The organism is Ascidiaceihabitans sp. (genome assembly GCF_039986515.1).
Lineage (GTDB): Bacteria > Pseudomonadota > Alphaproteobacteria > Rhodobacterales > Rhodobacteraceae > Ascidiaceihabitans.
Genome location: NZ_JBDWQO010000015.1, coordinates 143288 through 167967, shown reverse-complemented (window position 1 = coordinate 167967; position 24680 = coordinate 143288). Strand labels below are relative to the sequence as shown.

The following is a 24680-nucleotide window of genomic DNA, read 5'->3' as shown; positions in this document are numbered from 1 at the left end:
TTACGTCAGGTGCCGCGCCCTTGCGCCGCGTTCGATGGCAGCCGCGTGCAGCCGGTCGATGTTCAGCTCGTACCGCATTTCTTCAAGCAGGCGCAGCTCGGCTTCTTCTAGCGATCCGTCAGCGGCGGCCACATCGCAGGCCAAAGCATAGGCCGTTTCATACAAGCGCTCCGGCAGCGCTTCGCGCACCAGTCCGAACAGGGCATCAAGCCCGTCTTCCTGATCAAACAAGTCAAACACAGTTTGGCTGATCGTTGTCAGGCGGTCCAGGTCGTAGTCCGCGAACACCGGCAGCATATTGATGGCGGATTGGATTTTTACCAGTTCTGCCGTCCCGATATCTGAATCAGATGCGGAAACGGCGATCATCAGTGCAACCAGTGCATCTTGGGCCGTCAAGGAATGTGGGGCATCGGTCACTGCAAGGCATCCTTATAGGGTTATGTTGCGGTGCAGAATATTGACCTATGCCCCCCCGCGCAATAGGGAGTGGCAGGTTAGCGCCTATCGGGCGCGCTGTATGACAAAGGATACTGACATGAGCGATCTGCGAGAGGCCGGACTGGCCAGCAAAGCGTGGCCTTTTGAAGAAGCGCGTCGGTTGTTGAAACGGTATTCCAAAAAGCCGCCTGAAAAGGGGTATGTTCTGTTTGAAACAGGGTACGGCCCGTCAGGTCTGCCGCATATTGGCACATTTGGCGAAGTGTCACGGACCACGATGGTGCGCCGCGCCTTTGAGGTGATTTCTGACATTCCCACACGGCTTGTGTGCTTTTCCGACGATCTGGACGGGATGCGCAAAGTGCCGGGTAATGTGCCCAATTCCGAAAGCCTTGTGGAACACTTGCAGCGCCCATTGACAGATGTGCCTGATCCCTTTGGCACCCATGATAGTTTTGGCGCCCACAACAATGCCAAGCTGAACAGCTTTCTGGACACATTTGGCTTTGAGTATGAATTCATCAGCTCGACCGAGTTCTACCGCTCTGGCAAATTTGACGATATCTTGCTGCGTGCTGTTGAAAAATACGACGAGGTGATGGCCGTCATGCTGAAATCGCTGCGTGAAGAACGCCGCGAAACCTATTCCATTTTCCTGCCCATCCATCCCGAAACCGGTCGCGTTTTGTACGTGCCGATGAAAAGCGTGAACAAGGCTGACGGCACCATCACCTTCGATGACGAAGAGGGCCGCGAGTGGACATTGCCTGTCACAGGCGGAAACGTGAAATTGCAGTGGAAGCCAGACTTTGGCGCACGCTGGGCGGCTTTGGATGTCGATTTCGAGATGTACGGCAAGGATCATTCCACCAACACGCCGATCTATGACCGTATCTGCGAAATTCTTGGCGGCAAAAAGCCCGAACACTTCACATATGAATTGTTTCTGGATGCCGATGGACACAAGATTTCCAAGACCTCTGGCAATGGCATTTCAATCGACGAATGGCTGACCTACGCGTCGACTGAATCCCTGTCGTATTTCATGTATCTCAAGCCGAAGACGGCCAAGCGCATGCATTTTGACGTGATCCCCAAAGCTGTGGACGAATATCACCAGCAATTGCGGGCCTATGCAGGACAGGATACGAAGGGGCGATTGAACAATCCTGTCTTCCACATCCACGGCCACAATGTGCCAGCCAGCGATATGGTTGTGCCGTTCTCGATGCTGTTGAATCTTGCGTCTGTATCCTCGGCTGAGGAAAAATCGCAGCTGTGGGGCTTTATGCAACGCTATGCGCCGGATGCCTCGCCGGAAACGCATCCGCAATTGGATCAGGCGGCAGGATTTGCGGTGCGTTACTACAACGACTTTGTGAAGCCGAAAAAGGTGTTCCGTGCGCCAACAGACCTTGAACGCGAAGCGTTGGAAGACCTGCGTGAACGGTTGAAGGTTTGGGACGGTGGATTGGATGCAGAAGCGTTGCAATCCGAGGTCTTTGCCTGCGGGCGTGAGCGGTTCGATCCGCTACGCGATTGGTTCACGGCGCTTTACGAGGTGCTTTTGGGCGCGTCCCAAGGCCCGCGTTTCGGGGGCTTCATAGCGCTTTATGGCGTGGACGAAACCATTGCTTTGATCGACAGCGCCTTGGCCGGTGAACTGGCCTAAACCCCGTCGCTGCCTTGTTTTGCAATTCTCTTGCGCTACGCTTCAAGGTGAAGCGCAGGAGAACACCGCATGTTGAAAACTTTGAAAATGACCGTGATCGCCGCCGTGATGGCGGGGGGTGCCTGGGCACAGGACCTTGGCATCCAAAACACCATTCGTGGGCAAATCGAAGCTTTCAAGGTCGATGATTTCGATGCTGCGTTTGCATTTGCCAGCCCCAACATTCAACGCATCTTTGGGTCCGTTGCGCGGTTTCAACAGATGGTGACCACGGGGTATCCGATGGTTTGGCGCCCCTCCGATGTGCGCTATCTGGAACAAGAAGAAATCGCCGGCGACATCTGGCAGAAGGTTTTGATCAAGGATCAGGACGGGGTAACCCACGTCTTGGGGTACCGGATGTTGGAAACCGAAGATGGCTGGAAAATCAATGGCGTACAGCTGTTGCCGCAGCCGGATGTTAACGCCTGAAACCTTGCCGGTCTTTTGCCTTTGCAAAGACCACCGTAACGGTGGTGTGAGGGCACCTTAACCATTCATTGATACTTCCTTTTCTCGCATGCGCTGCACCGAACCTGGTTGCAGTGCGCTGGTTCAATATGCGCTGCGTGCCCAACACGGCTTGCACCGCCCGCGAAAGGGATTTTGATGAACAAGGCAATTACCGACGGCGTGGTGCTGATGCCACCATCATTTGCGAATGGTTTGAATGTATGGTCCAGGGGCGATGGAACGCCCGGATCTGATACCTATGCCAATGCGGCCAACGCGGCGTTTGTGCCAGCGGATCAGGATTTTGGCAGCTGCCTAGAAGTGCAAAAAATCGCAAACACAACGCGTTTGCGTTACATGGGCGAAACCCCATTGTTGCCGGGGTGCTACTTGCAGATAACGGCACGGATCAAAGTGATCTCTGGCAGCTTGCCTAACGTACGTGTCGCGGCCTTTGCAGGCCGTTCGGGGGGCAATGCGGTAACAGGTATTCCTTTGAATGGCGCAAGTACAACGCTGACAGATTACGGCGAGGTCTATGAGATCAAGGCAATTGTCGGGGCAGGGGACCGTACCGGCGTCGACATGATCTGGGGAAGTGAGCCTATTTATGGCCACTTCGGCATTGATCTGACGGGGCCGAATGGTGGCATCGTGCGTATTGATGACATCGAAATCGAAGACGTCACATCGTTCTTCCTGCGTGATCTGATTTCTGTGGTGGACGTGCGCGATTACGGTGCGATTGGTGATGGCACCACCGACAACAGTGCCGCCTTTGACCGTGCCAATGCGGCTGCCAACGGACGTTTGATTTTGGTTCCTCCGGGGGTTTACCGTCTGAACAGCGATGTCACTTTGGAGGGCCCTGTGCGTTTTGAGGGGACCGTGACGATGCCGACCGACAAGGTGCTGTTGCTTACGACTGAATTCCACCTGCCTGCCTACATCGATGCCTTTGGCAACGAAGAGCTTGCCTTTAAAAAGGGGTTTCAGGCGCTGCTGAATAACTCTGACCACGAAGCTCTGGATTTGCGGGGCCGCAAGGTCTTTATCACCGAACCCATCGATATGCAGGCCGCCGTGCCGGACCGCACCAGCTATGCCACCCGCCGCGTGATCCGCAACGGTCAGCTTGAAGCTGCCAGTGGCGGTGACTGGGCAACAACAGTTGTGAACTCTCAAGCCACCTACGACCCTGCGGATTCACGTACACTGACAGCCGTCAGCAACATTGCGTCGGTTGAAGTGGGGTCTTTGGTCGAGGGGGCCGGTGTTGGCCGTGAAATTTATGTGCGTTCCAAGAATGTCAGCACCGGTGAAATCACGCTGAACAAACCGCTGTATGATGCGGAGGGTCGACAGAATTTCAAATTCAGCCGCTTCAAATATCTGGTGGACTTTTCCGGGTTCAGTTCGCTGAGCAAATTTGTTTTCGACGACATCGAATTCCAATGCAACGGCGTGTGCAGTGGTATTCTGCTGTCACCGGGCGGATCAATTTTCCATATCCGCGATTGCTTTGTCACCCGCCCCTTGAACCGCGGCATCACATCCCATGGCAGCGGGTGTCAGGGGATCTTTATTGACCGCTGCCAGTTCCTGTCCAATGAAGATGCGGAAGATGTCAGTGACCGTCAGAGCATCGGGTTCAACATCAACGCCAACGACCCAAAAATCCGTGACAACCGCGCCACGCGCTTTCGCCACTTTGGACTGTTTGGCGGATCCAATAACGTCATCAGCGGCAATCACTTCTTCCAAGGGGACAGCGTTGCAAGTGGTGTCCGGTCTGCCGGTTTTATATTTGCCAGCGGATACACAAGCAGCGTTGTGTCGGCCAACTACATCGACAATTGCTATATTGAATGGACCAACGAACATGATTCCACCCCGGATTTCACGGCTGGTTTTTCATTCAGTTCAATGACCATTTCCAGCAATGTGTTTTTGTCCGGCGATGTCGCGCCGTGGTTCAGTTACATTGTGGTCAAACCCTTTGGAACAGGCCATTTTCTGAACGGTTTGGCGGTTACGGGCAACAAATTCCGGTCAATTCAAGGCAACATCGACCGTGTCGATCGTGTGGACACCAGCTTTGCCGATCTGGATCGCAGCCGTTTTAAATTGGTGGATTTCACGGGCAACTCTTACAATGGCGTAGAATATCAGGTTTCCAATCCGCTGCGTATCAAACACCAGCAGAACACCGCAGCCTCGACTTGGGTCATTGAAACGGAAGGCCGTTTGCCTTTTGAAGGGTATGCCATAGGTGTAGACAGTGTCACTTTCCTTGAGCGGACACGCAACGCCAACAACGTTGCCAAGTATCAGATGCCGCATGTGGAACTGCGTGAAGGTCCCAATCAGGACCGTGCCCATGTTGTGTGGGGAGAAGACCAAAAAGGTGAGGTCCAGATCGCTTTGCGCATCGATGACTAAGCGACATAGCCTGACTGACGTCTAGGATGAGGCCCATGTGATACGTCGCGTGGGCCTTTTGCCATTTTTCTGCTTCAAAACTTTTGCCAGACCCCGAGCTTTATTCCGAAGTCGTTTCTGCTGCTTGTCGGGGCCTCCAGTCCAATCACGTAGCTTATTTTCTTGGCCTTCGGAGTGAAGATATATGATGGGGCCAAGGTAATCCGTGCCTCATACTGAGTGACATTGGTGTAGACCTGAAGCATGGCCTTGCTGCGGGGAGAAATATTCAACCCGACTGTCATATCGACCTTCATCACATGGTTGGCGGATCCAAGCGCCCACTCAATCTCCGCATCTACACTGACCCAACCGCCTTTGTCGCGCCATGTGATGCCCTTGCCAAAATGCAGCGAGGTCTTGGTAAAGGGGTGTTTTCCAAGGGCGTCGATCCGGGTGCCCAAACCCAGCTGATACGCCCAAAGCCACTTGCCACGTTTCCATTTCAAGGGCTTGCGCACAAACACGTGGCCCATGCCACTGGTTGCGTATCCGCCTTCAAGGTTCACATCGATAGAGGCGCCAAATGTAAGGCGATCGGTGATGCCATATTCAAAGTACCCCGACTGTGTGGTTGTTAACCCATAGGTCATCTTGGTTGCTGTGGAAAAGAACCCTTTCCCTTTTTCACGCATCCACGGTCCTGCTTGCGCGGGCAAGCCGAGGGACACGCAGATGCTAAACGCCATGACAGCGTAAAAAAGGGAACGAAGCCGATGCATAGTGCTTCATTTGCGTTCATTATGGTTAACAAGGGGTTACGCCGCACATGGGACGTTTACTTTGTCTTTGATTTTACGCTGATGCAGGGGATGCAAAACGCGTGAAGACGCACCATATTAAAATCGTAACAAATAGGAGCTTACCCCATGATCTGCCCAATCGACGGAACCCCGCTTGTGATTTCGGACCGCAGCGGAGTTGAAATCGACTATTGCCCAAGTTGCCGTGGGGTGTGGCTGGATCGCGGTGAATTGGACAAGATCATCGACCGCTCTGTCGGGCAAGTCACGCCGGCCCCGTCACGCGATGACGGATACCGCGGTGAAAAGCGCAAGAAACGCGGTGGGTTTCTGGAAGAACTGTTCGACTTTTAAGCAGAGGGTACGTCTGCCGCACAATCGCGAAAGGCCTGAACCGGGCCTGCCGCGCCGCGCAGTTGTACGTCGAATTTTTCCTCAGCCACGATGATCGTGGTCGACAGGTTATACTGCAACCCGTCCAGCACATTGCCAAAGCCCGTGTCCGTCACGGTAACAGAGCGACCACCGTTGCTGACGGTGTGGCGTGTGCTGGCGATGGTATTGGGGCGTGGACCGTTAAACGTCATTGCGAAAAACGGGCTATCGGAGAACGGTGTGGTTTGCGTGACGGTCACGGAATAGAGCGGCTGCATAGGGTCATAGGTCAGTTCGATCTGACGGGTGCCTTCGGTGTGTGAAAGAAGACAGGGCAGGCCGGGTGTAAATTCCCACGCAAAGGCAGGGCAGGGCAGTATCGCAAGGAATGCCAAATAACGCATTGTGTAATGATAAGGCGACCTGAAGTTTTTGCGACAGGCTCGTTTCCAGTTCCGCATCGCGAACAATCCTATTGGCCTGATTGAATCATAGTTTTGATCTTTTGCGCTTTCTCGAAATGGTTCAATTGATGTGTTTTGATCCACCATTCGGCAGCTTCCATCAACAGTTCCGGATCGTCATTCTTGTTGGCGAAAAATGCGTAGAACGACAAGCCGACGGTTTCACCCTTTGAGGCCAGTTTGGCATCGCAAATTCCAATCGCCTTTCGCCTTAAACTTGTCCTCATTGCATCTTGTCACTTTGTTTTTTGGGAATTGATGAACGGTGAAGGGGCATATTCAGCGCTGGACGCCCCCCCCTATTTCTTGCCGCCATAGCGACTTTTGCCACCCCGCATGCCGCCGCGCCCGCCGGTGCTTCGCCCTGATGCTTTCTTTGCGTCGCCTACGGCTTTCTCCACCGCATATTGCCGTGCCATAGGATCGTCTGCGACAGCAAGGTCCACGGTTTCCAGGCGCTTGACCTCGTCTCGAAGGCGTGCGGCTTCCTCGAATTCCAGGTTCTCGGCGGCTTTGCGCATGTCGGTTCGAAGCCCATCCAGAACGGTTTGCAAATTGCCACCTGCCAGTGGGTTGTCGATCTTTGCAGTCACGCGGGATTGGTCGGTGTCACCTTTGTAGAGACCCGCCAGAATGTCTTCGACGTTTTTCTTCACCGTTGTGGGGGTGATGCCATGTTCGAGGTTGTAGGCCATCTGCTTGGCGCGGCGACGTTCTGTTTCGCCCATGGCGCGTTCCATCGATCCGGTGATCTTGTCGGCATACATGATCACGCGGCCTTCGGCGTTTCGCGCGGCACGTCCGATGGTTTGCACAAGCGAGGTTTCAGAGCGCAGGAACCCTTCTTTGTCCGCGTCCAGAATGGCCACCAACCCACATTCAGGAATGTCCAAACCTTCGCGCAACAGGTTGATCCCGATCAACACATCAAAGGCCCCAAGGCGCAGATCACGCAGGATTTCGATACGTTCAATCGTGTCGATATCACTGTGCATGTATCGCACGCGGATGCCCTGTTCATGCATGTATTCCGTCAGGTCTTCGGCCATGCGTTTGGTCAAGGTGGTGCACAGCGTCCGCATGCCGTCGGCGGCCACTTTGCGCACCTCGTCCAGCAGATCATCGACTTGCATCTCTACGGGGCGGATCTCGATTTCGGGATCGATCAAGCCGGTGGGGCGGATGATCTGTTCGGTGAACACACCACCCGTTTGCTCAATTTCCCATGCTGCAGGGGTCGCGGACACAAAGATAGATTGCGGGCGCATGGCGTCCCATTCTTCAAACTTCAAAGGTCGGTTGTCCATGCAGGACGGCAGGCGGAACCCGTGTTCAGCCAAAGTGAATTTGCGTCGGTAGTCGCCTTTGTACATGCCGCCGATCTGGGGCACGGACACGTGGGATTCATCGGCAAATACAATTGCGCTGTCAGGAATGAATTCAAACAACGTGGGGGGTGGCTCACCGGGGGCGCGACCCGTCAGATAGCGCGAATAGTTTTCGATCCCGTTGCACACGCCGGTGGCCTCCAGCATCTCAAGATCAAAGTTACAGCGTTGTTCCAGCCGTTGGGCTTCCAGCAGCTTGCCGTCGCCGACAAGTTGATCCAGACGCATTTTCAGCTCTTTTTTGATGCCTATGATGGCCTGCGACATGGTTGGTTTGGGCGTGACATAGTGCGAATTCGCATAAACCCGCACCTGATCCATGTTGGCGGTCTTTTCACCGGTCAGCGGGTCGAACTCCGTAATGCTTTCCAATTCCTCGCCAAAGAAAGACAAACGCCATGCGCGGTCATCCAGGTGGGCGGGGAAGATTTCCAGCGAATCGCCCCGTACCCGAAATGCGCCACGAAAGAATGCCTGATCGTTGCGTTTGTATTGCTGCGCCACCAAATCGGCTATGACCTGACGTTGGTCGTAGCTGTTTCCGACAGTCAGATCTTGCGTCATGGCCCCATAGGTTTCGACAGAGCCGATGCCGTAGATGCATGACACCGATGCCACAATAATCACATCGTCGCGTTCCAGAAGTGCGCGGGTGGCAGAGTGGCGCATGCGGTCAATCTGTTCGTTGATCTGGCTTTCTTTTTCGATGAACGTGTCAGAGCGGGCCACATAGGCCTCGGGTTGATAGTAGTCATAGTAGCTGACGAAATATTCAACGGCGTTGTCGGGAAAGAACCCTTTGAATTCACCGTACAATTGCGCTGCCAGTGTTTTGTTTGGCGCCAGAATGATCGCAGGGCGCTGGGTTTCTTCGATCACCTTCGCCATGGTAAAGGTCTTGCCGGTGCCTGTTGCCCCCAACAGCACCTGATCGCGGTCGCCGTCGTTGATCCCGCTTGTCAGCTCTTTGATCGCTGTCGGTTGATCCCCGGCCGGATCGAATTCCGTGACAAGTTTGAACGCTTTGCCGCCTTCCAGCTTGGGACGGCTGCGCACATCAGGGGCAGGATTGGACAGGATCGGTTCCATCGTGGCATCAGAGCTGTCGGAATGGGCGTAAGGCATAGGGTCACTCGCTTTCAGCCTTCAATGTGACGTTGTGGGCGCAGGGTTCAAGAGCCAGTTGCCCATTCGCAGGTTCTGATGCCAGTTATTGTCAGTAGCTTGCGTGTTTATTCCTTTTTCATTGTGATGATGTAGGGGGTGGTCGACACGTAGCCCCCTTGCAGTGGGCTGCGCTGTCATGCCATAGAAAATGCAAGCCAGTCAGCGGAGTGACCCCCATGCGCGCACGTATCTATCAACCTGCCAAAACTGCGATGTCATCTGGCACCGCCAAAACCAAGGGTTGGACGTTGGAATTTGCCCCGGCTTCGGCACGCTCTGTCGATCCTTTGATGGGGTGGACGTCTTCCGCGGATACGCAAACCCAAGTGAAGCTGCAATTCGACACCAAGGAAGACGCCATCCACTATGCCAAAGACAACGGCATTGACGCGCAGGTGCAAGAACCCAACAAACGCAAGCCTAACATCCGTGCCGGCGGATATGGTGAAAACTTTGCCACAGGACGACGCGGGGCATGGACGCACTAAGCATTACGGTTGAACGCGCGGATACACCCGCCGTTGCAGCACTTTTGACGCGGCATCATGCGTTGATGCGGGCGGGTTCGCCCGAGGAAAGCTGCCACGTGATGGATGTGTCCGAACTGGTCGCAGCAGATGTAACGCTTTTGGCCGCGCGGCAGGGTGATCAGGTTTTAGGCGTCGGTGCGTTGAAGGTGATTGGGGCAGATCACGGTGAACTTAAATCCATGCACACGGCCCAAGAAGCCCGCGGCAAAGGTGTCGCGCGGGCGATCCTGAACGCATTGCAAGATAAAGCCCACGAACAGGGGCTGTCCCGTCTTAGCCTCGAAACTGGAACAGCCGACATGTTCGCGCCAGCACGCGCCCTGTATCATGCAGAAGGGTTTCAGGTCTGCCCAGCTTTTGGCGGCTATGTCGCCGACCCGTTAAGCGTCTTTATGACGCGCACTCTTTGAGGGCCCTCATGGTTGTATGGGTCTTGCCAAACCCAAGGCAATCACAGACAACAGGGCCGTTGCGGTCCCTTAGCTCAACTGGATAGAGCAGCTGACTTCTAATCAGCAGGTTGAGGGTTCGAGTCCTTCAGGGATCGCCAAATAATCTTTATTATTCAGTTGCTTGCGTGATGTAGAAATTTTTGCGCTCAAGGTTCTCTAGGTTGGGAAGCCATAAGGAAGCGGTCGAGCAAGCAAATTGAAGTGTCTGTTTTGCAACATGGGCTATCACACCAATCTTCTCAGTGAGACTTTGTCACAGAAATTTACGGCCAAATCGTTGATATACCTTGCTGGTTCTGTAGCTTTCGGCTCAAAACGGCCATTCGCGATGCAGTCAAACGCTGTGGTACAACCTCACCAGACCGGACATTCGTGCATAGTGCAGCATCTTGAGATGGCGAGTTACGGCATTGGCGGACGAAACCGACGTTCTTCCTGCCTTGTTGTCGAAACTGCTTGCGGCCCAAAGGAACCGTTCAATTTTCACCTAACGTGGCAAGGGTTGAAAATAAATGCGCACTCGGACCATCTGACGATAAGCTATCACTGTTAAGCTAATTGATGTATCTTTACGGACAATTTCTACAGTTAATTTTTATGTCCGGTTCGGCGCATTCAGGCTGGGCCAGCCTTGACATAGTGACGCTATCTGTCACCTATTGAACAAAGAGATTTCATTGGAACAACAAATGTTTGAAGATCAAGATGCGCAAATACTGAAGAAGAAATTGGTGACCGGTGAAGTCGTTTTGTTTCTTGGTGCAGGTGCCTCGCATGGGTCAACAAACAGTAAAGGTAACGCAGTTTACAAGGCTAGAGAGCTAGAAATAGAATTTAGAAACTATTTATCTGAAACAGATACCGACCTAGATATCGGTGATCTTGCTGAAGATGTAATGGAAATAAGTGAATTCGATTATCTAAAGATGTTGAAAGAACAGTTTCTAGATTGCACACCATCAAATTCACTAAAAAAACTCTTTCGATACACTTGGTATCGCTGTTATACTCTCAATTATGACGACACTCTCCTGCATATCCCTCGACATGAGAGAGTTCAAAAGATTGTTCCGTTTCCGCGCCAATCACATGTCGAGGAACAGCGTGGATTTCAGGAATTGCAGACTGTTTTCCTCAATGGTTCAATCAATCATATAGAAGAAGGATTCATACTTTCTGGTCGTCAGTTCAGAGCTGGAGTAAGAGCGCCCACGCCTTGGTATAAAAAATCAATTCAAGACTTTGCCAATCGAACTTTCGTTTTCATAGGAACAAAACTAGACGAGCCTATTTTTCAAGCACATATTGAAGCCCTTCAAGATGATGTAGCATCATTTTCGCGGTCATTTCTATTATCACCATGGCTTCCGTCAGACAGAAAGTGCCGAAAACTGAAGCAGTTTGGTATCACTCCCGTAGCCGCTTCATTGGATGACTTCGTCGAATGGCTCAACCGCGAGATTGGGGATAAAGTTGAACCCGATGATATCTATGAGTATCAGGGGCTTGTTCCCACTTCATCTAACGATGAAGGAAAAGCCGCCTCAAACTTGATCGAGATTGGAACATCAATCTGGTTGGAAAAAAATACGCCTGGTATTGTTAAAATACGACAACTTTCCAGAGATTTTTTTTCAGGTCTTGCGCCAACATGGCAGACGATATGCGGCGGTGTAAATGCAGATCTTACATGTATCTTGGATGCTAAAGCATTCATTCTTCAACGTGCGGCAGATCTGCAAGGTGGTATAAGTGTAATTAGGGGGCAGTCTGGATCCGGCAAGACAACAGCTACAATGGCAGCGCTTCTGGAAGCCTCTCGAACACGATCTGCGAGGGTTTTTGAACTGGCTGATCAAGACAGTGAAGTTATCCTTTCTGCAATCAAGTACTTGGCAAAATTGGACGGGCCTAAAAAAATTCTATTTATACCAGCAATACATCAACATATCGACTATCTGGAGCGATTTTCCAATGCCTGTGAAAGAGAAGGCGTAGAGCTTGTCGGGCAAATACGTTCTAGCGATTGGACTGGTCGCCTTGGTCGCCGTAAACGATATATCTCTGACATTCATTCCATTAGTGAGATTTCGAACTCTGATTACTCAGTTTTGGCAAAATTGATATCTAACAACGCTGTCGCTCCTGAGTTCAGGAAACTCGGTTTCTCAGAGCAAGTCGAAAATCTAAAGAAATCAAGGAAACAGCTGTTAATACTCATGCTCGAGGCTACAAAGCAAAGGGCCTTTGAAGAAATTATCGAAAGTGAATATAACAGGCTTCCCGATTTCGATAGTCAAGCAGTGTTCTGCATAGTTGCTCTTGTTACTATGAGTCGTTCTAAACTGTCTGTTGGCGAAATTGAGAGTATTGTAGACGGTTTTGGCGTGAGATTACCATTCCGGCAGATCTTAGGCAGTTTAGATGGTATGATCGATATTACATCCGCTAACCAATTGGTTGGTAGACACGACATATTTGTTCGTCATGTTGTTGAAAAAACTGCTGATTTGGGAATTGTTAAGCAAGCAATTGTAGCAATCCTTGAGAGTTTCACAATTTTTAAAGTTCCATTTGTATACAACGCCGGGAAAACAAAAGGTAATATTCTCAAATTTTTAATGCGTGCGCGCTTTCTTACTGAATTGTTCAACGGAAATAACAGAAGGTATGTTGATGAAATATATGATGAACTGGAGTTTTCATATCAAAATGATGGCCATTACTGGTTGCAACGCGGGAAATATTATCAAATAAAAGGTGAGCACGAATACGCCCTTAAAATGTTCTACCGTTCGGTTGAAGCTTTTGACAATAATTACTCGCGACACTCGCTCGCCCAGCAAAAACTTATTTTTTGCTCCACTCTCAAACAGGCAGATCAACAAGCTGAGCTTTTACTTGCAGAAGGCGTTCAGGAATTGGAGCGCCAAATCGATATTCGGGACGATGCTGAGGACGAATATCCAATAGTCGCGCTTTCAAAGCAACATCCTGAGGTCCTGCTCAATTGGGGGAGGTATGAAGAAGCTAAGAAAGTTGCCTCTGAATATCACGAAAGGTTGAGTGCTTTTGCGAAAGCGCTTAACTATGAGGATAGATCCGTCAAAGAAGCTCTTCGGTTTTGTTTGCATGTTTCAACGCAAGGAAAAGCTCCTCGCGGTAAATTTCGTACTTCCGCTATAACCTGACAGGTATTGAAAGCGTTTGTCTGTATTGCAGAGTAATAGATTGAAATTCTGGCACGATAGTGCGTGATAAAAGAAATCACATTTGCAGGTCTATTGAGCATAGGCGCGTCAGTTATCGTGGCACAAATGACTGCCAAATTTCGTAACAAATGTTCGGTTCCAGCCAGTTGCTGCCGCTCGCAAAACCTGCAGCAGCTGACACTATAAGGCTCCGAGCTGCCTTGCGGCGACGCAAAACAATTCTCAGTTTCAACGCGACCTGAATGTCCGCTACTTGAGTCGCTGTGTGATAGGTTCGAGTTTGCAGAGAATGTCTAGTTTCCGCCCAAACTGAAAACAAATATGTGGTGTCATAGTTGATCGCCGGACGGAGATACCGCTTCAAAGTATGTAGCCGTCGGTACACTTTCGAAGCAGATGTTTCGACTATGGGCTATGTATTGGATCAGTGATTTAACCGCTATTGAACATGTAATATTGCTTTAGGCTTCGGGGCAGGTGCCTACGCATTGGTTAGTTTTACAGGGATTTGAATATGAAGATTTTCGACATAGTAGTATTGACTGTTTTGGCCAGCGGGGCAGCAGCGCAAGAACTGCCAAAGGTGAAGCCTATAAACACGTCTGAAACAATGCTGAGGATGTGTGATGGAAACTACCCCGATGGAACCTCTCCAAACTCGCAAAAACTCGTATGTTCGTTTCGGATACAGGGTATCATTGAGATTATGATCCAAAATTGCCTGTCCCAAGCGCACGGATTTACACCGCTATCATCCCTGACAATGGCAAAGCCACCTTCTCTTGGCGCTGCGAAGCAGGCCTACATCAACTATATGAACGCTAACCCTCAGATTTGGGGTTCGTTTTGGTCACATGCTGTGATCCCTGCCTTGTCCGAAGCCTTCCCATGTGAGGAAGGTTAAAATTAGCGCGAAAGGGTGAACATGTCCGCACATTGGCGGACATTTGGGGGCTATCAATTTACAGTCCATGACCGGACTTTTACATCAATTTACCCCCATTTTCGGGACGGTGCGTCGCTCATAAACACATAGCGATCCTTCGCATCCTGTAACTGCTTTTCCGTCTTCGATGGATCGGCCATCGCCATACATTGGAGGTCATGTCCGGTCTTTTCCAGAAATGCCCCGACACCGTCCAACTCCACATCGTTTAGAGCCGCGAGTGATAGGCTTGTCCCCAGAATGTTGCGCATCAATAGCGCGATATGGGTTTCCTTGTGCACTTCCTTCATCGGGTTCGGATCAGCACCGCTGCGCATTTCCATCAAATCGTCATTCATCTCAGCCACGACTGTTTCCCAAAGCAGATGATTGGGCCAGCGGCTGCGGTTGGGGTCGCTGTTCGGTTCGGCGTAGCGCACGACTTCGCCTGTATGCCGTATCAGATCGCCAAAGCCATCAAACAATTGCCCCCAACTCCGGATGCCCCATGTGTCCTTAAGACAGTCTTTACCCGCCCTGAACTCGACCCGCCAGATGCGGCTGGCATCGGGCGTGGTTGCATCCACATAGGGCGTGGCATCCCCTACGTAGGGTAGCCCCGTACTGTCGTCGGCTTACAATGCTGTTCCGCGTATTCCTCAATGAAGCGATCACAAAGGGCAGCAACAGTGGGTGCGCGGCGTTTGCTTTGCCTTGCTTCGGCGGGGTCCGCCCCGTGGGCCACTTCGCCAAGATGTTTCATTGCAAGTTTGCGCGCCTGATCTGTAGTGAGGGGGCCGTGCTGTCCCAAAGTCATGCGGCGCGTGCGCTTGCCCGATTTATATTGAATGATGTAGGTGCGCCGTCCGGACGGATAAATGCGCACCCCAAAACATGAGACGTCGCCGTCCCAGACAAAATAGCTTTGTGGCCTGATTTCCAGCCCTTCAATCACACGCTTTGTCAATTTCATCGCACCACATTCCTCCGCTGAAACTTGCGCGAACAAGGAAGCCAAGAGGCAGAGCCACGCATCGAAACATGGCGCTATTGATGAATCATAGGCGTAACCCGCGTCAACGTGAGTTCATGTTTTCATGTCGTTTTTGTTCCGTGAGCGGTGCTCAGAGTAATGCGGCGAAACCCTTCTAACTCGCCTTCTAATCAGCAGGTTGAGGGTTCGAGTCCTTCAGGGATCGCCAAATATTTATCATCTGACCAGCGCCGAACGATGCGCCAGTAACGCCCGTGGGACGCACAGGGGTATATCATTTGGACAATGTGCGACTGTACGGGTCACAGCGGTTCCCAGCCCGCCTGCGGGTTCGAAGTTCGCTATTTTGGCCAATATCAAAGGGGCTTAGCCAATTTGTGGATCGATGCAGAATACACATAAATGTGTCAATTCGGCTTTGTCCTTTAAAACTCCGTTAAGCCTGACTATTATAATAAGGTATGTGTGCGTATCCCGTCAGTGGGTGTCGCGAAATTTGGATCGAAAAAATGACCGCAGTGCTTTTGCACCATTCTGATTGGGATGTACCGGCCCCATCTGCCGACACGTCGGACGAGATGCGCAAGCTTTTGAACACTGTCCGTTTGGCGGCCTTGAAGTGCAGGTCCGCTGCGCGGTCAGAATTGTTCGAAGCTTGCGCGGTATTGTCGATGGAACGCAAAGCGGCGCAAAATGTTTATGTGACCGCTTTGATTAAGGGGCTGGCAACAGCCCTGCCAAAGCGGCCAATATTTTTTCGATCCGGCGTCAGTGACTTGTCCTTTGACGAAATCTGGCTGACGTCTGCACTGAGGTGTTGCAATGAAGGCGATTGGGCCAGTGTGAATTTTCTGTTGCGATCGCGGATTGCCCCGCAACACCGTCGCAATATTCTATTTCTTTTACACGGCGTTGTCGGGCACCGAAAATAAGGCAGAAACGGTGCATTTCACGCATTCTCCAATGCGTCAAAAGCCTTCGATCACGATTTTGCCCTTCGCTTGCCCTGCCTCAACCAACCTGTGTGCCTCGCGTATGTTGGCGGCTTTCATCTTCATCCCACCCATCGGCTGGCAGATCGGTGTTATCAATCGATACGATCCCACCTTGTGGCCGTATCAACTCAACCGCCGTATCCCAATGGCGCATGTCGTTGAGAATCGCGATGTGATCGACATGCGGCAGACCCAATGAGCGCACCTGCCCAACCATGTCCTTGCGGTGGTTGACGACGTGTGTTGCGCCAAGATCTTTTACCCATGACGTTGTTTCTGGCCGTGAGGCTGTTGCGATGACAGTCAATCCTGCCTGCTTAGCCAGCTGGATGCCGATAGAACCGACGCCGCCGCCTGCACCAATGATTAGGATCGTTTCGCCTGCATTGGCGCCATCACGATCAATGCCCAGTCGATCAAAGAAGGCTTCGTAAGATGTGATTTTTGTCAGGGGCAATGCCGCGGCTTGCGCGTGGTTTAGAGATGTCGGTTTGTGACCCGCGATCCTTTCATAAAGATTTCCTAGTGTTTGAATTCTGTTGTGACGAACACCAGTTCAGTGTCGCCGACATTGGTAAGATCATGAACAAACCCGTTTGCCGGGGTCAGATCGGGAAAATGACGCGTGTCGCCCGCCGCGTATGTGACTGGCACTCGGCGCCCGTCTTCGAAGCACGACAACCCTTTGCCAGCTGTCAGAACAGTCCAAAAGTAAGGCCGGTCATGCCGATGCGGCGGAAGTGTCTGTCCAGGTGCCAGACGCAGGTGCCAGACGCGCATTTTGTTCGTTTCGAGAACCAGATCAGTGCCAATGTCTGATGGGTTCCAATTGATCGTGCTGGCTGTATCGTCGCGCATCATGATGCGGCCACCGCTGCTGCAGGGTAGGTACTGTAGCCTGTTTTGGTACCACCAAAAAGCGTGTCGGGGTCAAAGGCAGACAGTGGCAGGTTTTCGGCAAACCGGCGTGGCAGATCGGGGTTCGCGATGAACGGGCGGCCAAACGCCACCACATCAGCAAGCCCGTCAGCCAATATCTTGTCCCCGCGTTCCTTTGTGTATTTGCCAGCAACGATGATGGCCCCTGAGTAGACGGACCGCAAATCGTGACGGAATTGGTCCGGTATCTGTGGTGCATCATCCCAATCGGCCTCGGACAGGTGGATGTAGATCAGGCCGATCCGGTCCAGTTCCTTTGCGGCTTTCAACATGACCTCAATTATTTCATCGTCGGCCATGTTGCGCTGCGTGATGTAAGGAGACATCCGGATGCCAGTCCGCGCGGCGCCGATTTCCCCTGCGACGGCTTCTGCGACCTCTACCAAGAACCTGATGCGGTTTTCCTGACTTCCGCCATACTGATCGGTGCGGTGGTTCGAGGACCTGCGGAGGAATTCATCGATCAAGTACCCATTGGCGCCGTGGATTTCCACGCCGTCGAACCCCGCCTTGATTGCGTTGGCGGCGGCTTGGCGAAAGTCATTCACGACGGATGCGATTTCGCCTGTTTCAAGTGCACGTGGCACGGGGCTGTCTGCCATGCCGCCAATTCCGGTTTCGGCATCCACAACCCAGACCTGCGCATCCGGTGATAGGGCTGACGGTGCGACGGGTTTGCCATCTTCGTGAAAGCTTTCGTGGCTCATCCTGCCGACGTGCCAAAGCTGCAAAAATATCCGTCCGTCTGCTTTGTGAACCGCATTGGTGACGATTTTCCAGCCAGCGATATGCGCGTCCGAGTAAATCCCCGGCGTGAACGAATAGCCCTGACCCTGCTGCGAAATCTGGGTGGCCTCGGTGATAATCAACCCTGCAGTGGCGCGCTGTGCATAGTATTCCGCCATCATCGCATTCGGGACGTTGCCGGGTTGCGTTGTGCGTGATCTGGTCATCGGTGCCATTGCAATGCGATTTGGAAGTGTGATGTGGCCAAGTTCAATTGGTGGTGTCAGTGTTTCAGTCATTTGGGGTGTCCTTGGTTCAGAAAAATCAGGTGTTCAACGCATTTGCATCGATGCCGATGTGATCGAAAGCGTTTGCCGCGCAGGTGTTTTCCAGCACGTCAAAGACGGGTGGAAAGAAGCCGTTTGTGCGCTGATGGTCGCCTTTTTGGGTGTGATATGGTCGGGATGCATCATGCTCTCTTTGTCTTGGACGTGATTTAGCAGTTGCGCCCCGTTCGGATAATTGGCCAAATATCGAAGTGATAATTCGAAATATCCGATGAATAAGGGTCTGCTATGCTGCTGGATAATTTGAGCCTGTTCCTACAGATCGTTGAAAAGGGTGGACTTGCCGTAGCGGGTCGGGAAATGGGCCTTGCCCCCGCGACCGTCTCTGAAAGGCTGGCGTCGTTAGAGGCCCACTATGGTGCGCGGCTTTTGACACGGACAACACGGTCTATCAGCCTCACAGATGAAGGCCGGGAATTGGTCATAGGTGCGCGGCGCATTCTTGCGGAAGCCGAAGAAACCGAAGCACGGATCAGACTTGGCGTCGAAAAGATCTCTGGGCTGATCCGCTTGAGTGCTCCGATTGATCTGGGCCGCAATCAAATCGTGCCGTTGCTGGATGCCTTCATGAAACAACATCGCGGGGTCACTGTTGATCTGACGCTAAGTGACGGAAACATCGATCTTGTTGGGCAGGGCATTGATCTTGCATTGCGTTATGGCGATCAGGCGGACAGTTCGATGAAATCGAAAAAGCTGCATGACACCCGACGTTTGGTTTGTGCGTCCCCTGCGTATCTCAAAGCAAACGGGGTGCCGCAGCACCCGGATGATCTTGCGCACCACAATTGCATCGTGATGCGATTTGGAATGCGGACGGATCAGGACTGGCCCTTCATTGTGAATAAACGCCTCCGAACTTGCCGTGTGACCGGTGATCGTATCGCCAACGATGGCGATCTGGTGCGGCGTTGGTGTTTGAATGGTTACGGGGTCGCCCTAAAGTCCGATTGGGACGTGCAAGCAGACCTGCAAGAGGGGCGGCTGCTTTCGATCCTGAATGATTTTGCACCACCGCCCAATGCACTGCAGATTGTCTACCCCGCGGGTGCAGAGCAACCCAGGCGCGTCCGCGCGTTGTTGGACCACTTGGACAAGGGGCTCAAAAATACTTGCTGAAACACTCGGAGTTGCTGTCGACTTTTCGCCACGTCACGATTGCGCCGACGTGACCTGACTGAAATTGCCGCCCTTTTGGTCCAAAACGATCCAATAGGGCGCGTGGTATTCAAGCGCAACAGGATCGCCTGTTTGCACCTTTTGAACTGCTGTGTGAACCGGATCACCGTGCCTTTGCCGGCCCGCAAAGGATAGGTCGACAGCCTTCAAGGACGGCAGCTGAAACGTCTTTGTTGGCACCACGACCGCGTCTGTGGCGGGGGTTGCCGATCTGCGCAAGACCGCTTCCGCGTTTGTGTCAGCCCTTGCATCCATCAAAGGGTGCTTGCCGCTGGTCAGCACCGTCAGGATGTCAGTAAGCCATAGAGTATCAATTGCACCATCAGCTGGTAGCGTCGGGCGCAGCGCAAAAAGATGGGCAGGTCGTGGTTCAGAATGTTGTGACCCAAAGGATGGTCCGCTTGCGATAAAGCGTCTTGCAACCTGTCAAGGCCACGCGCCTGAACGCCTTTTGGTAAAACAAGGGGCGCACGGCCATCGCACCAAACAGCCGCAAGGGCAAATACGTCGGCAGCCTTTGGATTTACTTCGATGTCGATAGACAAGCATCGCTTTAGGAATGCCGTGTGCCGGCCGTCTTTCATGTCCCGCTCAAACCCCGTTGGTGCATTCGGTAGAAGGTTTTTTGTGAGCGGAGGCAAGGCACAGGATGCCGACAGCCAAACATATGCGTTTCTGGAAACAACAAATTTCCCGCACAAATTCGACGGGCGACGGAATCCGGTTTCCAAACCGTTTCAAGACATTATTTGTAACGCTGTAAATGTGGTTAATCGCAAAATTTGTCTGTAGGGTTTTGATACTCAATGTTTGGGCTGCAACAACTGATAAGGGCTTTTGCGATGACGAAACACTTTATGTTGAGCGTGTTTATAGGCTTTGGGGGCTTGATGGTCGGCCCGTCAATGGCGCAAGATGTCGATCCGCGGCCAGCGAAAGTGGCTATTGTGACGTCGACGTCTGCCACGATCAGTCGGAAGTACCCGGCGATTGTGTTGCCCTCGCGCGAGATCGAGATGTCTTTCAAAGTGTCTGGCCAAGTTGTCGAATTGCCGATCCGTGCTTCGACTGACGTGGCAGCGGGTGATGTGATCGCGCAGATCGACACGCGTGATTTCAAAAACCAGATTGCTCAGTTGGAAAGCTCGCGGGATCAGGCAACCGCGCAATTGGAGGCGTTGCGTGCGGGTGCGCGGGCTGAAGAAATCGCGGCCCTTGAAGCGGCGGTAGACAGTGCGCAGGCGCAGGTTGAACAAACCAGCGAGGCGCTGGAACGCGCAAATTCCCTGTTAGAGCGTGGCGTGTCGACCCGTGCCCAAGTGGAAGGGGCCCAAGCCGAAGCGCGTGTGGCCCAGGCAAACCTGCGCGCCCAGCAAGAACAATTGCGGATCGGCGAAGCCGGCGGTCGACCCGAAGAAATAGCAGCCGCCGAGGCGGCTTTGCGCGGGATTGATGTCCAGATAAAAGTTGCGCAAGACAACCTTGCGGATGCGACGCTGACCGCCCCGTTTGATGGCATCATTGCCCGCCGCGACATCGAAAACTTCTCAAATGTGTCTGCAGGCCAAAGCATTGCCTTGTTGCAAGGCCTTGATGTGGTGCACCTTGCCTTTGATATTCCAAGCCCCGATGTCACGGAACTAACGCGCAACGGTGCCGGCCGGATCACCTCGACAGCGACTTTCGATGCGATACCGGGCGTGGTGTTTGATACCGAGGTGGTTGAGTTTTCGGTGCAAGCTGACAGTGCAACCCAAACCTACCGTGGCCGCGTTGCTGTCACCATTCCCGAGAACGCCGTGATCTTGCCTGGTATGGTCGCTAATGTCATTTCCTCGACCCCGGGTCAGGCCGCACAGGTGCGCGCACCCTTATCGGCCATCGCCGCAGAGCCGGACGGGGCACCCTTTGTCTGGCTGGTCGATGGCAAAGGCGTCGTTTCAAAAAGCCCGGTCACTTTGGGCGAGGCCAGCGGTGCCATGGTCGTTGTCAGTGACGGCTTGTCTGATGGCGATACAATCGTGTCCGCAGGCGTCAGTCGCATCGTGGATGGCATGACCGTCCGCCCCATCACGCAAGTGGGGAACTGATAAGATGGACTTGGCCCGTTTTGCGCTTGAAAAGCGATTGATCTCAGCCGTTGCGACGGTGTTGATCCTGTTCGCAGGGTATTTCGCCTACACGGCCTTGCCCCGCTTTGAAGACCCGGAATTTGTCATCCGTCAGGCGCAAATCATCACGCCTTATCCCGGGGCTTCCGCCGAAGAGGTCGCCGAAGAAGTGACGGAAGTCGTCGAAAACGCTTTGCAACAATTGCAAGGCATTGACGAGGTCCGATCGGTGTCGTCGCCGGGTCTAAGCACAGTCACGGTTGAATTTACCATCGCCTCGACCCGCGGCTATCCTGAGCTGGATGCAAAATTTGCCAAGATGCGGGCCAAAATATCGGATGCGCAGTCCCAACTGCCGCCAAATGCCCTGAGCAGTCAGGTCTATGACGACTTTGGCGACGTTTATGCGCAGTATTATGCTATCACGGGTGAAGGATTTACGCTTTCTGATCTCAATGAATACGCCAAAGATTTGCAACGTGAACTGGTGACAGTTGATGGTGTGTCAAAAGTCATTGTGAACGGGGTGCAGGAAGAGGTCATTTATGTTGAATATGCCCCTGCACGATTGACAGAGCTGGGGCTGGCCCCTGCCCAAATTCAACAATTGTTGGAAGGGCAAAACCTTGTCACGCCCGCGGGCTCTATTGTTGCGGGATCGACACGATTGGCCATTCGTCCCGAAAGTGCTGTGGGCTCGATTGACGCTATTGAAAACCTGTTGATCACGAACCCGCAAACGCAAACGTCGTTCCGTCTTGGTGATATTGCGCAGATCAGCCGTGGCTTGAAAGAACCGGCAAGTTCATTGCTTTATCGTGATGGGCAGCCTGCGGTCGGGCTTGGGATTTCAAACCAGCGTGGCGGCAACGTGGTGAACATGAGCAATGCGGTCAAGGAACGCATCGCCGAACTGGAATCCGAGCGCCCCATAGGCATCGACATCCTGCCAATCTCCGACCAAGGGGCGAGTGTGAAAACATCCGTCGATGACTTTGTGGTCAATGTGATGATGGCGCTGGCGATTGTGGTGGGCACTTTGCTGATCTTTATGGGGTTACGGTCCGGCATCCTGATGGGGGGCATCTTGATGGTCACCATCGCAGGGACGCTGTTTGGCATGTATCTTTATGGGCTGAACATGCAGCGGATTTCGCTGGGGGCTTTGATCATTGCGCTTGGCATGTTGGTCGACAATGCGATTGTGGTCGTGGAAGGCACGCTTGTGCGCGTTCAAAAGGGCGAAGACGCAGCATCGGCATCCCGCGCCGTGGTCAAACAAACCATGTGGCCACTTTTGGGCGGGACGCTTGTTGGTATTCTTGCCTTTTCGCCTATCGGTTTTTCGCCTGACAACACGGGCGAATATGCTGGTAGCCTGTTCTGGACCATCGGCATTGCTTTGCTGTTCTCGTGGTTGGTGGCGATTTGGTTGACGCCATATTATTGTGCACTTTTGTTGAAAAAGGGCGCATCGGACGCAGAACCCAAAGAAAACTTTATCCTCACAGGATATCGCAAATTTCTGGCCGTGGCGATCCGTGTGCGGTGGATCACGGTCGGTATCACAGTGGCCCTGTTTGTGTCTGCTGTGGCGATGTTCAGCGCGGTGCCTGCGGGCTTTTTCCCGTCCTCAACGCGTGACCAATTCGTGATCGATTACTTCTTGCCACAAGGCACGGATATTGAACGTACCAAAAGCGATTTGCTGGAAATCGCTGAATATGCGCGCGGGCTTGAAGGTGTGACAGGGACGAATTCTGTTGCTGGTGGCGGGCACTTGCGCTTCATGCTGATCTATGAGGCCGAGGGGGGCAATCCGGCCTATGGGCAAGTTTTGGTTGATGTGGATGATTTCACAATCATCGAAGAATTGCGGCCAAAACTACAGGCGCACATCAACGAAACATATCCTGAGGCAAACTCGAAAGTTTGGAAATTCGTGCTGGGGCCAGGTGGCGGTTCTAAGGTTGAGGCTGAGTTTTATGGCTCTGACCCTGCCGTATTGCGCGACCTTGCAGGGCAGGCCAAAACGATCATGTCTGATGCGGGTGCCATTGCCGTCAAAGACGATTGGCGCGAGCAGGTTCAAACTGTGCGGCCGGTGATCGATATCGAAAATTCACGGCGATTGGGGCTGACACAAGGCGAGATTTCCAACGCGATCTATTCCCACCTGACTGGCACAACGCTGGGTGTCTACAGAGAACGCGACGAGTTGCGCAACATCGTAATGCGCCCTGTTGAATCTGCGCGCAATGACATCGGTGCGCTGCGCGACATTCAGATCTTTAGCCAGACAACTGGCGGATATATCCCGATCAGTCAGGTGGTAGACCGCTTTGACATCGTCTTTGAAGCGGGCAATCTGAAACGCATCGACCGGGCTTTGGTTATCACGGCACAAAGCGACAACGCTCCGGGGGTTTTGTCGGGTGATTTGTTCGCCCAAGTGAAAGACCCCATCGAAGCGATCAAGCTGCCACCGGGTTACACCATGAAATGGCAAGGCGAATACGGCAGCAGCCAAGAGGCAAACGCCGGTTTGGCCTCGACCATGCCCATTGGGTTCGGGGCGATGTTTATCGTGGTTCTGTTTCTGTTCAATGCGTGGCGTCAAACGATCATCATCTGGTTGGCAGTGCCTTTGGCGCTGATTGGCGTGATCTACGGCCTTGCAGGCACGCAAACACCGATGGAATTTATGGCGATCCTTGGCATTTTGTCGCTGACGGGGATGTTGATTAAAAACGCCATCGTTTTGATTGATGAAACCGATACCCAAATTGCCGACGGCAAGGCCCGGATGCTGGCTGTTGTGGATTCGGCCGTCAGCCGTGTTCGGCCTGTGTCGCTGGGCGTGCTGACGACTGTTTTGGGTGTCGTTCCACTGTTGTGGGACCCGTTCTTTAAGTCGCTGGCCGTGGTCATCATTTGTGGCCTCAGCTTTGCAACAATCCTGACCCTTATCGTCGTTCCGGCGCTCTATGCGATCTTCTTTCGCGTGCAGGGCAACGAAACAAAACCGACCACCTAAAGGGCATTTG

At 52.7% G+C, this 24680-nt stretch carries 25 protein-coding genes and 1 tRNA gene; 13 read left to right on the top strand and 13 right to left on the bottom strand.

The annotated features are described in order from the left end of the window. A complete protein-coding gene (locus ABJL60_RS15395; RefSeq protein WP_108829643.1) occupies positions 1-420 on the bottom strand; it encodes a tellurite resistance TerB family protein in 420 nt (139 codons plus the stop codon). Positions 421-538: 118 nt separating this feature from the next. Here ABJL60_RS15395 and ABJL60_RS15390 point away from each other — a divergent pair, with 118 nt between their 5' ends. The 3 genes from ABJL60_RS15390 (at position 539) to ABJL60_RS15380 (ending at position 5047) form a co-directional block, all read left to right on the top strand. Then, positions 539-2113, top strand: a complete 1575-nt coding sequence (locus tag ABJL60_RS15390) for a lysine--tRNA ligase (RefSeq protein WP_348290151.1) — start codon at positions 539-541, stop codon at positions 2111-2113. A gap of 69 nt (positions 2114-2182) precedes the next feature. Continuing rightward, positions 2183-2584: a DUF4864 domain-containing protein gene (locus ABJL60_RS15385; RefSeq protein ID WP_348290150.1), complete on the top strand. Its 402-nt coding sequence runs from the start codon at positions 2183-2185 to the stop codon at positions 2582-2584. Positions 2585-2761: 177 nt separating this feature from the next. Then, positions 2762-5047, top strand: coding sequence for a glycosyl hydrolase family 28-related protein (locus ABJL60_RS15380; RefSeq protein ID WP_348374517.1), 2286 nt, complete (start codon positions 2762-2764; stop codon positions 5045-5047). A gap of 74 nt (positions 5048-5121) precedes the next feature. Here the strand turns inward: ABJL60_RS15380 and ABJL60_RS15375 are convergent, their stop codons facing one another. Then, on the bottom strand, positions 5122-5721 hold the full coding sequence (locus tag ABJL60_RS15375) for a hypothetical protein (protein WP_348374516.1): 600 nt from the start codon (positions 5719-5721) through the stop codon (positions 5122-5124). A gap of 234 nt (positions 5722-5955) precedes the next feature. Between ABJL60_RS15375 and ABJL60_RS15370 the strand changes: the two genes are divergently transcribed. Continuing rightward, a complete protein-coding gene (locus ABJL60_RS15370) occupies positions 5956-6183 on the top strand; it encodes a zf-TFIIB domain-containing protein (protein ID WP_348290145.1) in 228 nt (75 codons plus the stop codon). Here the strand turns inward: ABJL60_RS15370 and ABJL60_RS15365 are convergent. The 3 genes from ABJL60_RS15365 to uvrB form a co-directional block, all read right to left on the bottom strand. Then, a complete protein-coding gene (locus ABJL60_RS15365) occupies positions 6180-6608 on the bottom strand; it encodes a hypothetical protein (RefSeq protein WP_348374515.1) in 429 nt (142 codons plus the stop codon). The genes ABJL60_RS15370 and ABJL60_RS15365 overlap by 4 nt on opposite strands. A gap of 68 nt (positions 6609-6676) precedes the next feature. Beyond that, positions 6677-6895, bottom strand: a complete 219-nt coding sequence (locus ABJL60_RS15360; RefSeq protein WP_348374514.1) for a DUF6500 family protein — start codon at positions 6893-6895, stop codon at positions 6677-6679. 72 nt (positions 6896-6967) lie between these two features. Beyond that, positions 6968-9181 (bottom strand): excinuclease ABC subunit UvrB, encoded by a 2214-nt coding sequence (gene uvrB, locus ABJL60_RS15355; protein WP_348290139.1) that lies wholly within the window; start codon positions 9179-9181, stop codon positions 6968-6970. Between the two features lie 218 nt (positions 9182-9399). Between uvrB and ABJL60_RS15350 the strand changes: the two genes are divergently transcribed. The 5 genes from ABJL60_RS15350 to ABJL60_RS15330 all read left to right on the top strand — a co-directional run bounded on the left by ABJL60_RS15350 (position 9400) and on the right by ABJL60_RS15330 (position 14321). Next, positions 9400-9711, top strand: coding sequence for an ETC complex I subunit (locus ABJL60_RS15350; protein WP_348290137.1), 312 nt, complete (start codon positions 9400-9402; stop codon positions 9709-9711). Further along, the gene (locus ABJL60_RS15345) at positions 9699-10163 is read left to right on the top strand and encodes a GNAT family N-acetyltransferase (protein ID WP_348374513.1); all 465 of its coding nucleotides are present in this window, start codon (positions 9699-9701) and stop codon (positions 10161-10163) included. Before ABJL60_RS15350 ends, ABJL60_RS15345 begins: the two co-directional genes overlap by 13 nt. 63 nt (positions 10164-10226) lie before the next feature. Continuing rightward, a tRNA-Arg gene (locus ABJL60_RS15340) sits at positions 10227-10303 on the top strand. Between the two features lie 579 nt (positions 10304-10882). After that, on the top strand, positions 10883-13396 hold the full coding sequence (locus ABJL60_RS15335; protein WP_348374512.1) for an SIR2 family protein: 2514 nt from the start codon (positions 10883-10885) through the stop codon (positions 13394-13396). Positions 13397-13931: 535 nt separating this feature from the next. Continuing rightward, on the top strand, positions 13932-14321 hold the full coding sequence (locus ABJL60_RS15330; protein WP_348374511.1) for a hypothetical protein: 390 nt from the start codon (positions 13932-13934) through the stop codon (positions 14319-14321). An 89-nt stretch (positions 14322-14410) separates the two neighbouring features. On the opposite strand, the gene ABJL60_RS15325 is transcribed toward ABJL60_RS15330, so the two are convergent. Next, positions 14411-14929: a hypothetical protein gene (locus tag ABJL60_RS15325; protein ID WP_348374510.1), complete on the bottom strand. Its 519-nt coding sequence runs from the start codon at positions 14927-14929 to the stop codon at positions 14411-14413. Between the two features lie 17 nt (positions 14930-14946). Beyond that, the gene (locus ABJL60_RS15320; protein WP_348374509.1) at positions 14947-15315 is read right to left on the bottom strand and encodes an Arm DNA-binding domain-containing protein; all 369 of its coding nucleotides are present in this window, start codon (positions 15313-15315) and stop codon (positions 14947-14949) included. A gap of 530 nt (positions 15316-15845) precedes the next feature. On the opposite strand from ABJL60_RS15320, the gene ABJL60_RS15315 reads away from it, so the two are divergent. Then, complete coding sequence (locus ABJL60_RS15315; RefSeq protein ID WP_348374508.1) at positions 15846-16268, top strand: hypothetical protein; 423 nt, start codon at positions 15846-15848, stop codon at positions 16266-16268. A 79-nt stretch (positions 16269-16347) separates the two neighbouring features. Here ABJL60_RS15315 and ABJL60_RS15310 read toward each other — a convergent pair whose 3' ends face one another. The 4 genes from ABJL60_RS15310 to ABJL60_RS15295 form a co-directional block, all read right to left on the bottom strand. Then, positions 16348-16788 carry a zinc-binding dehydrogenase gene (locus ABJL60_RS15310; protein WP_348374507.1) on the bottom strand — a complete coding sequence of 147 codons (441 nt, stop codon included), beginning with the start codon at positions 16786-16788 and terminating at the stop codon, positions 16348-16350. A gap of 65 nt (positions 16789-16853) precedes the next feature. Further along, positions 16854-17192, bottom strand: coding sequence for a cupin domain-containing protein (locus ABJL60_RS15305; protein WP_348374506.1), 339 nt, complete (start codon positions 17190-17192; stop codon positions 16854-16856). Beyond that, positions 17189-18295 carry an alkene reductase gene (locus ABJL60_RS15300; protein WP_348374505.1) on the bottom strand — a complete coding sequence of 369 codons (1107 nt, stop codon included), beginning with the start codon at positions 18293-18295 and terminating at the stop codon, positions 17189-17191. Before ABJL60_RS15300 ends, ABJL60_RS15305 begins: the two co-directional genes overlap by 4 nt. A gap of 33 nt (positions 18296-18328) precedes the next feature. Beyond that, positions 18329-18469, bottom strand: coding sequence for a hypothetical protein (locus tag ABJL60_RS15295; protein ID WP_348374504.1), 141 nt, complete (start codon positions 18467-18469; stop codon positions 18329-18331). Between the two features lie 102 nt (positions 18470-18571). Between ABJL60_RS15295 and ABJL60_RS15290 the strand changes: the two genes are divergently transcribed. Beyond that, positions 18572-19462: a LysR family transcriptional regulator gene (locus tag ABJL60_RS15290; RefSeq protein WP_348374503.1), complete on the top strand. Its 891-nt coding sequence runs from the start codon at positions 18572-18574 to the stop codon at positions 19460-19462. A gap of 33 nt (positions 19463-19495) precedes the next feature. Here the strand turns inward: ABJL60_RS15290 and ABJL60_RS15285 are convergent, their stop codons facing one another. Both ABJL60_RS15285 and ABJL60_RS15280 read right to left on the bottom strand, forming a co-directional pair. Then, positions 19496-19777: a hypothetical protein gene (locus tag ABJL60_RS15285; RefSeq protein WP_348374502.1), complete on the bottom strand. Its 282-nt coding sequence runs from the start codon at positions 19775-19777 to the stop codon at positions 19496-19498. 29 nt (positions 19778-19806) lie between these two features. Then, a complete protein-coding gene (locus ABJL60_RS15280; protein ID WP_348374501.1) occupies positions 19807-20106 on the bottom strand; it encodes a hypothetical protein in 300 nt (99 codons plus the stop codon). A gap of 258 nt (positions 20107-20364) precedes the next feature. On the opposite strand from ABJL60_RS15280, the gene ABJL60_RS15275 reads away from it, so the two are divergent. Together ABJL60_RS15275 and ABJL60_RS15270 are read left to right on the top strand one after the other, a co-directional pair. Continuing rightward, positions 20365-21612, top strand: coding sequence for an efflux RND transporter periplasmic adaptor subunit (locus ABJL60_RS15275; RefSeq protein ID WP_348374500.1), 1248 nt, complete (start codon positions 20365-20367; stop codon positions 21610-21612). 4 nt (positions 21613-21616) lie between these two features. Then, positions 21617-24670, top strand: a complete 3054-nt coding sequence (locus ABJL60_RS15270; RefSeq protein ID WP_348374499.1) for an efflux RND transporter permease subunit — start codon at positions 21617-21619, stop codon at positions 24668-24670. Positions 24671-24680: the final 10 nt, after the last annotated feature.

What these genes read in the sequence shown, in the direction of transcription:
- ABJL60_RS15390 (WP_348290151.1), top strand. Translation starts at nt 539, where the DNA reads ATGAGCGATCTGCGAGAGGCCGGACTGGCCAGCAAAGCGTGGCCTTTT.
- ABJL60_RS15385 (WP_348290150.1), top strand. Translation starts at nt 2,183, where the DNA reads ATGTTGAAAACTTTGAAAATGACCGTGATCGCCGCCGTGATGGCGGGG.
- ABJL60_RS15380 (WP_348374517.1), top strand. Translation starts at nt 2,762, where the DNA reads ATGAACAAGGCAATTACCGACGGCGTGGTGCTGATGCCACCATCATTT.
- ABJL60_RS15375 (WP_348374516.1), bottom strand. Translation starts at nt 5,721, where the DNA reads ATGCGTGAAAAAGGGAAAGGGTTCTTTTCCACAGCAACCAAGATGACC.
- ABJL60_RS15370 (WP_348290145.1), top strand. Translation starts at nt 5,956, where the DNA reads ATGATCTGCCCAATCGACGGAACCCCGCTTGTGATTTCGGACCGCAGC.
- ABJL60_RS15365 (WP_348374515.1), bottom strand. Translation starts at nt 6,608, where the DNA reads ATGCGTTATTTGGCATTCCTTGCGATACTGCCCTGCCCTGCCTTTGCG.
- ABJL60_RS15360 (WP_348374514.1), bottom strand. Translation starts at nt 6,895, where the DNA reads ATGAGGACAAGTTTAAGGCGAAAGGCGATTGGAATTTGCGATGCCAAA.
- uvrB (WP_348290139.1), bottom strand. Translation starts at nt 9,181, where the DNA reads ATGCCTTACGCCCATTCCGACAGCTCTGATGCCACGATGGAACCGATC.
- ABJL60_RS15350 (WP_348290137.1), top strand. Translation starts at nt 9,400, where the DNA reads ATGCGCGCACGTATCTATCAACCTGCCAAAACTGCGATGTCATCTGGC.
- ABJL60_RS15345 (WP_348374513.1), top strand. Translation starts at nt 9,699, where the DNA reads ATGGACGCACTAAGCATTACGGTTGAACGCGCGGATACACCCGCCGTT.
- ABJL60_RS15330 (WP_348374511.1), top strand. Translation starts at nt 13,932, where the DNA reads ATGAAGATTTTCGACATAGTAGTATTGACTGTTTTGGCCAGCGGGGCA.
- ABJL60_RS15320 (WP_348374509.1), bottom strand. Translation starts at nt 15,315, where the DNA reads ATGAAATTGACAAAGCGTGTGATTGAAGGGCTGGAAATCAGGCCACAA.
- ABJL60_RS15315 (WP_348374508.1), top strand. Translation starts at nt 15,846, where the DNA reads ATGACCGCAGTGCTTTTGCACCATTCTGATTGGGATGTACCGGCCCCA.
- ABJL60_RS15305 (WP_348374506.1), bottom strand. Translation starts at nt 17,192, where the DNA reads ATGATGCGCGACGATACAGCCAGCACGATCAATTGGAACCCATCAGAC.
- ABJL60_RS15300 (WP_348374505.1), bottom strand. Translation starts at nt 18,295, where the DNA reads ATGACTGAAACACTGACACCACCAATTGAACTTGGCCACATCACACTT.
- ABJL60_RS15295 (WP_348374504.1), bottom strand. Translation starts at nt 18,469, where the DNA reads ATGATGCATCCCGACCATATCACACCCAAAAAGGCGACCATCAGCGCA.
- ABJL60_RS15290 (WP_348374503.1), top strand. Translation starts at nt 18,572, where the DNA reads ATGCTGCTGGATAATTTGAGCCTGTTCCTACAGATCGTTGAAAAGGGT.
- ABJL60_RS15285 (WP_348374502.1), bottom strand. Translation starts at nt 19,777, where the DNA reads ATGGATGCAAGGGCTGACACAAACGCGGAAGCGGTCTTGCGCAGATCG.
- ABJL60_RS15280 (WP_348374501.1), bottom strand. Translation starts at nt 20,106, where the DNA reads ATGAAAGACGGCCGGCACACGGCATTCCTAAAGCGATGCTTGTCTATC.
- ABJL60_RS15275 (WP_348374500.1), top strand. Translation starts at nt 20,365, where the DNA reads ATGACGAAACACTTTATGTTGAGCGTGTTTATAGGCTTTGGGGGCTTG.
- ABJL60_RS15270 (WP_348374499.1), top strand. Translation starts at nt 21,617, where the DNA reads ATGGACTTGGCCCGTTTTGCGCTTGAAAAGCGATTGATCTCAGCCGTT.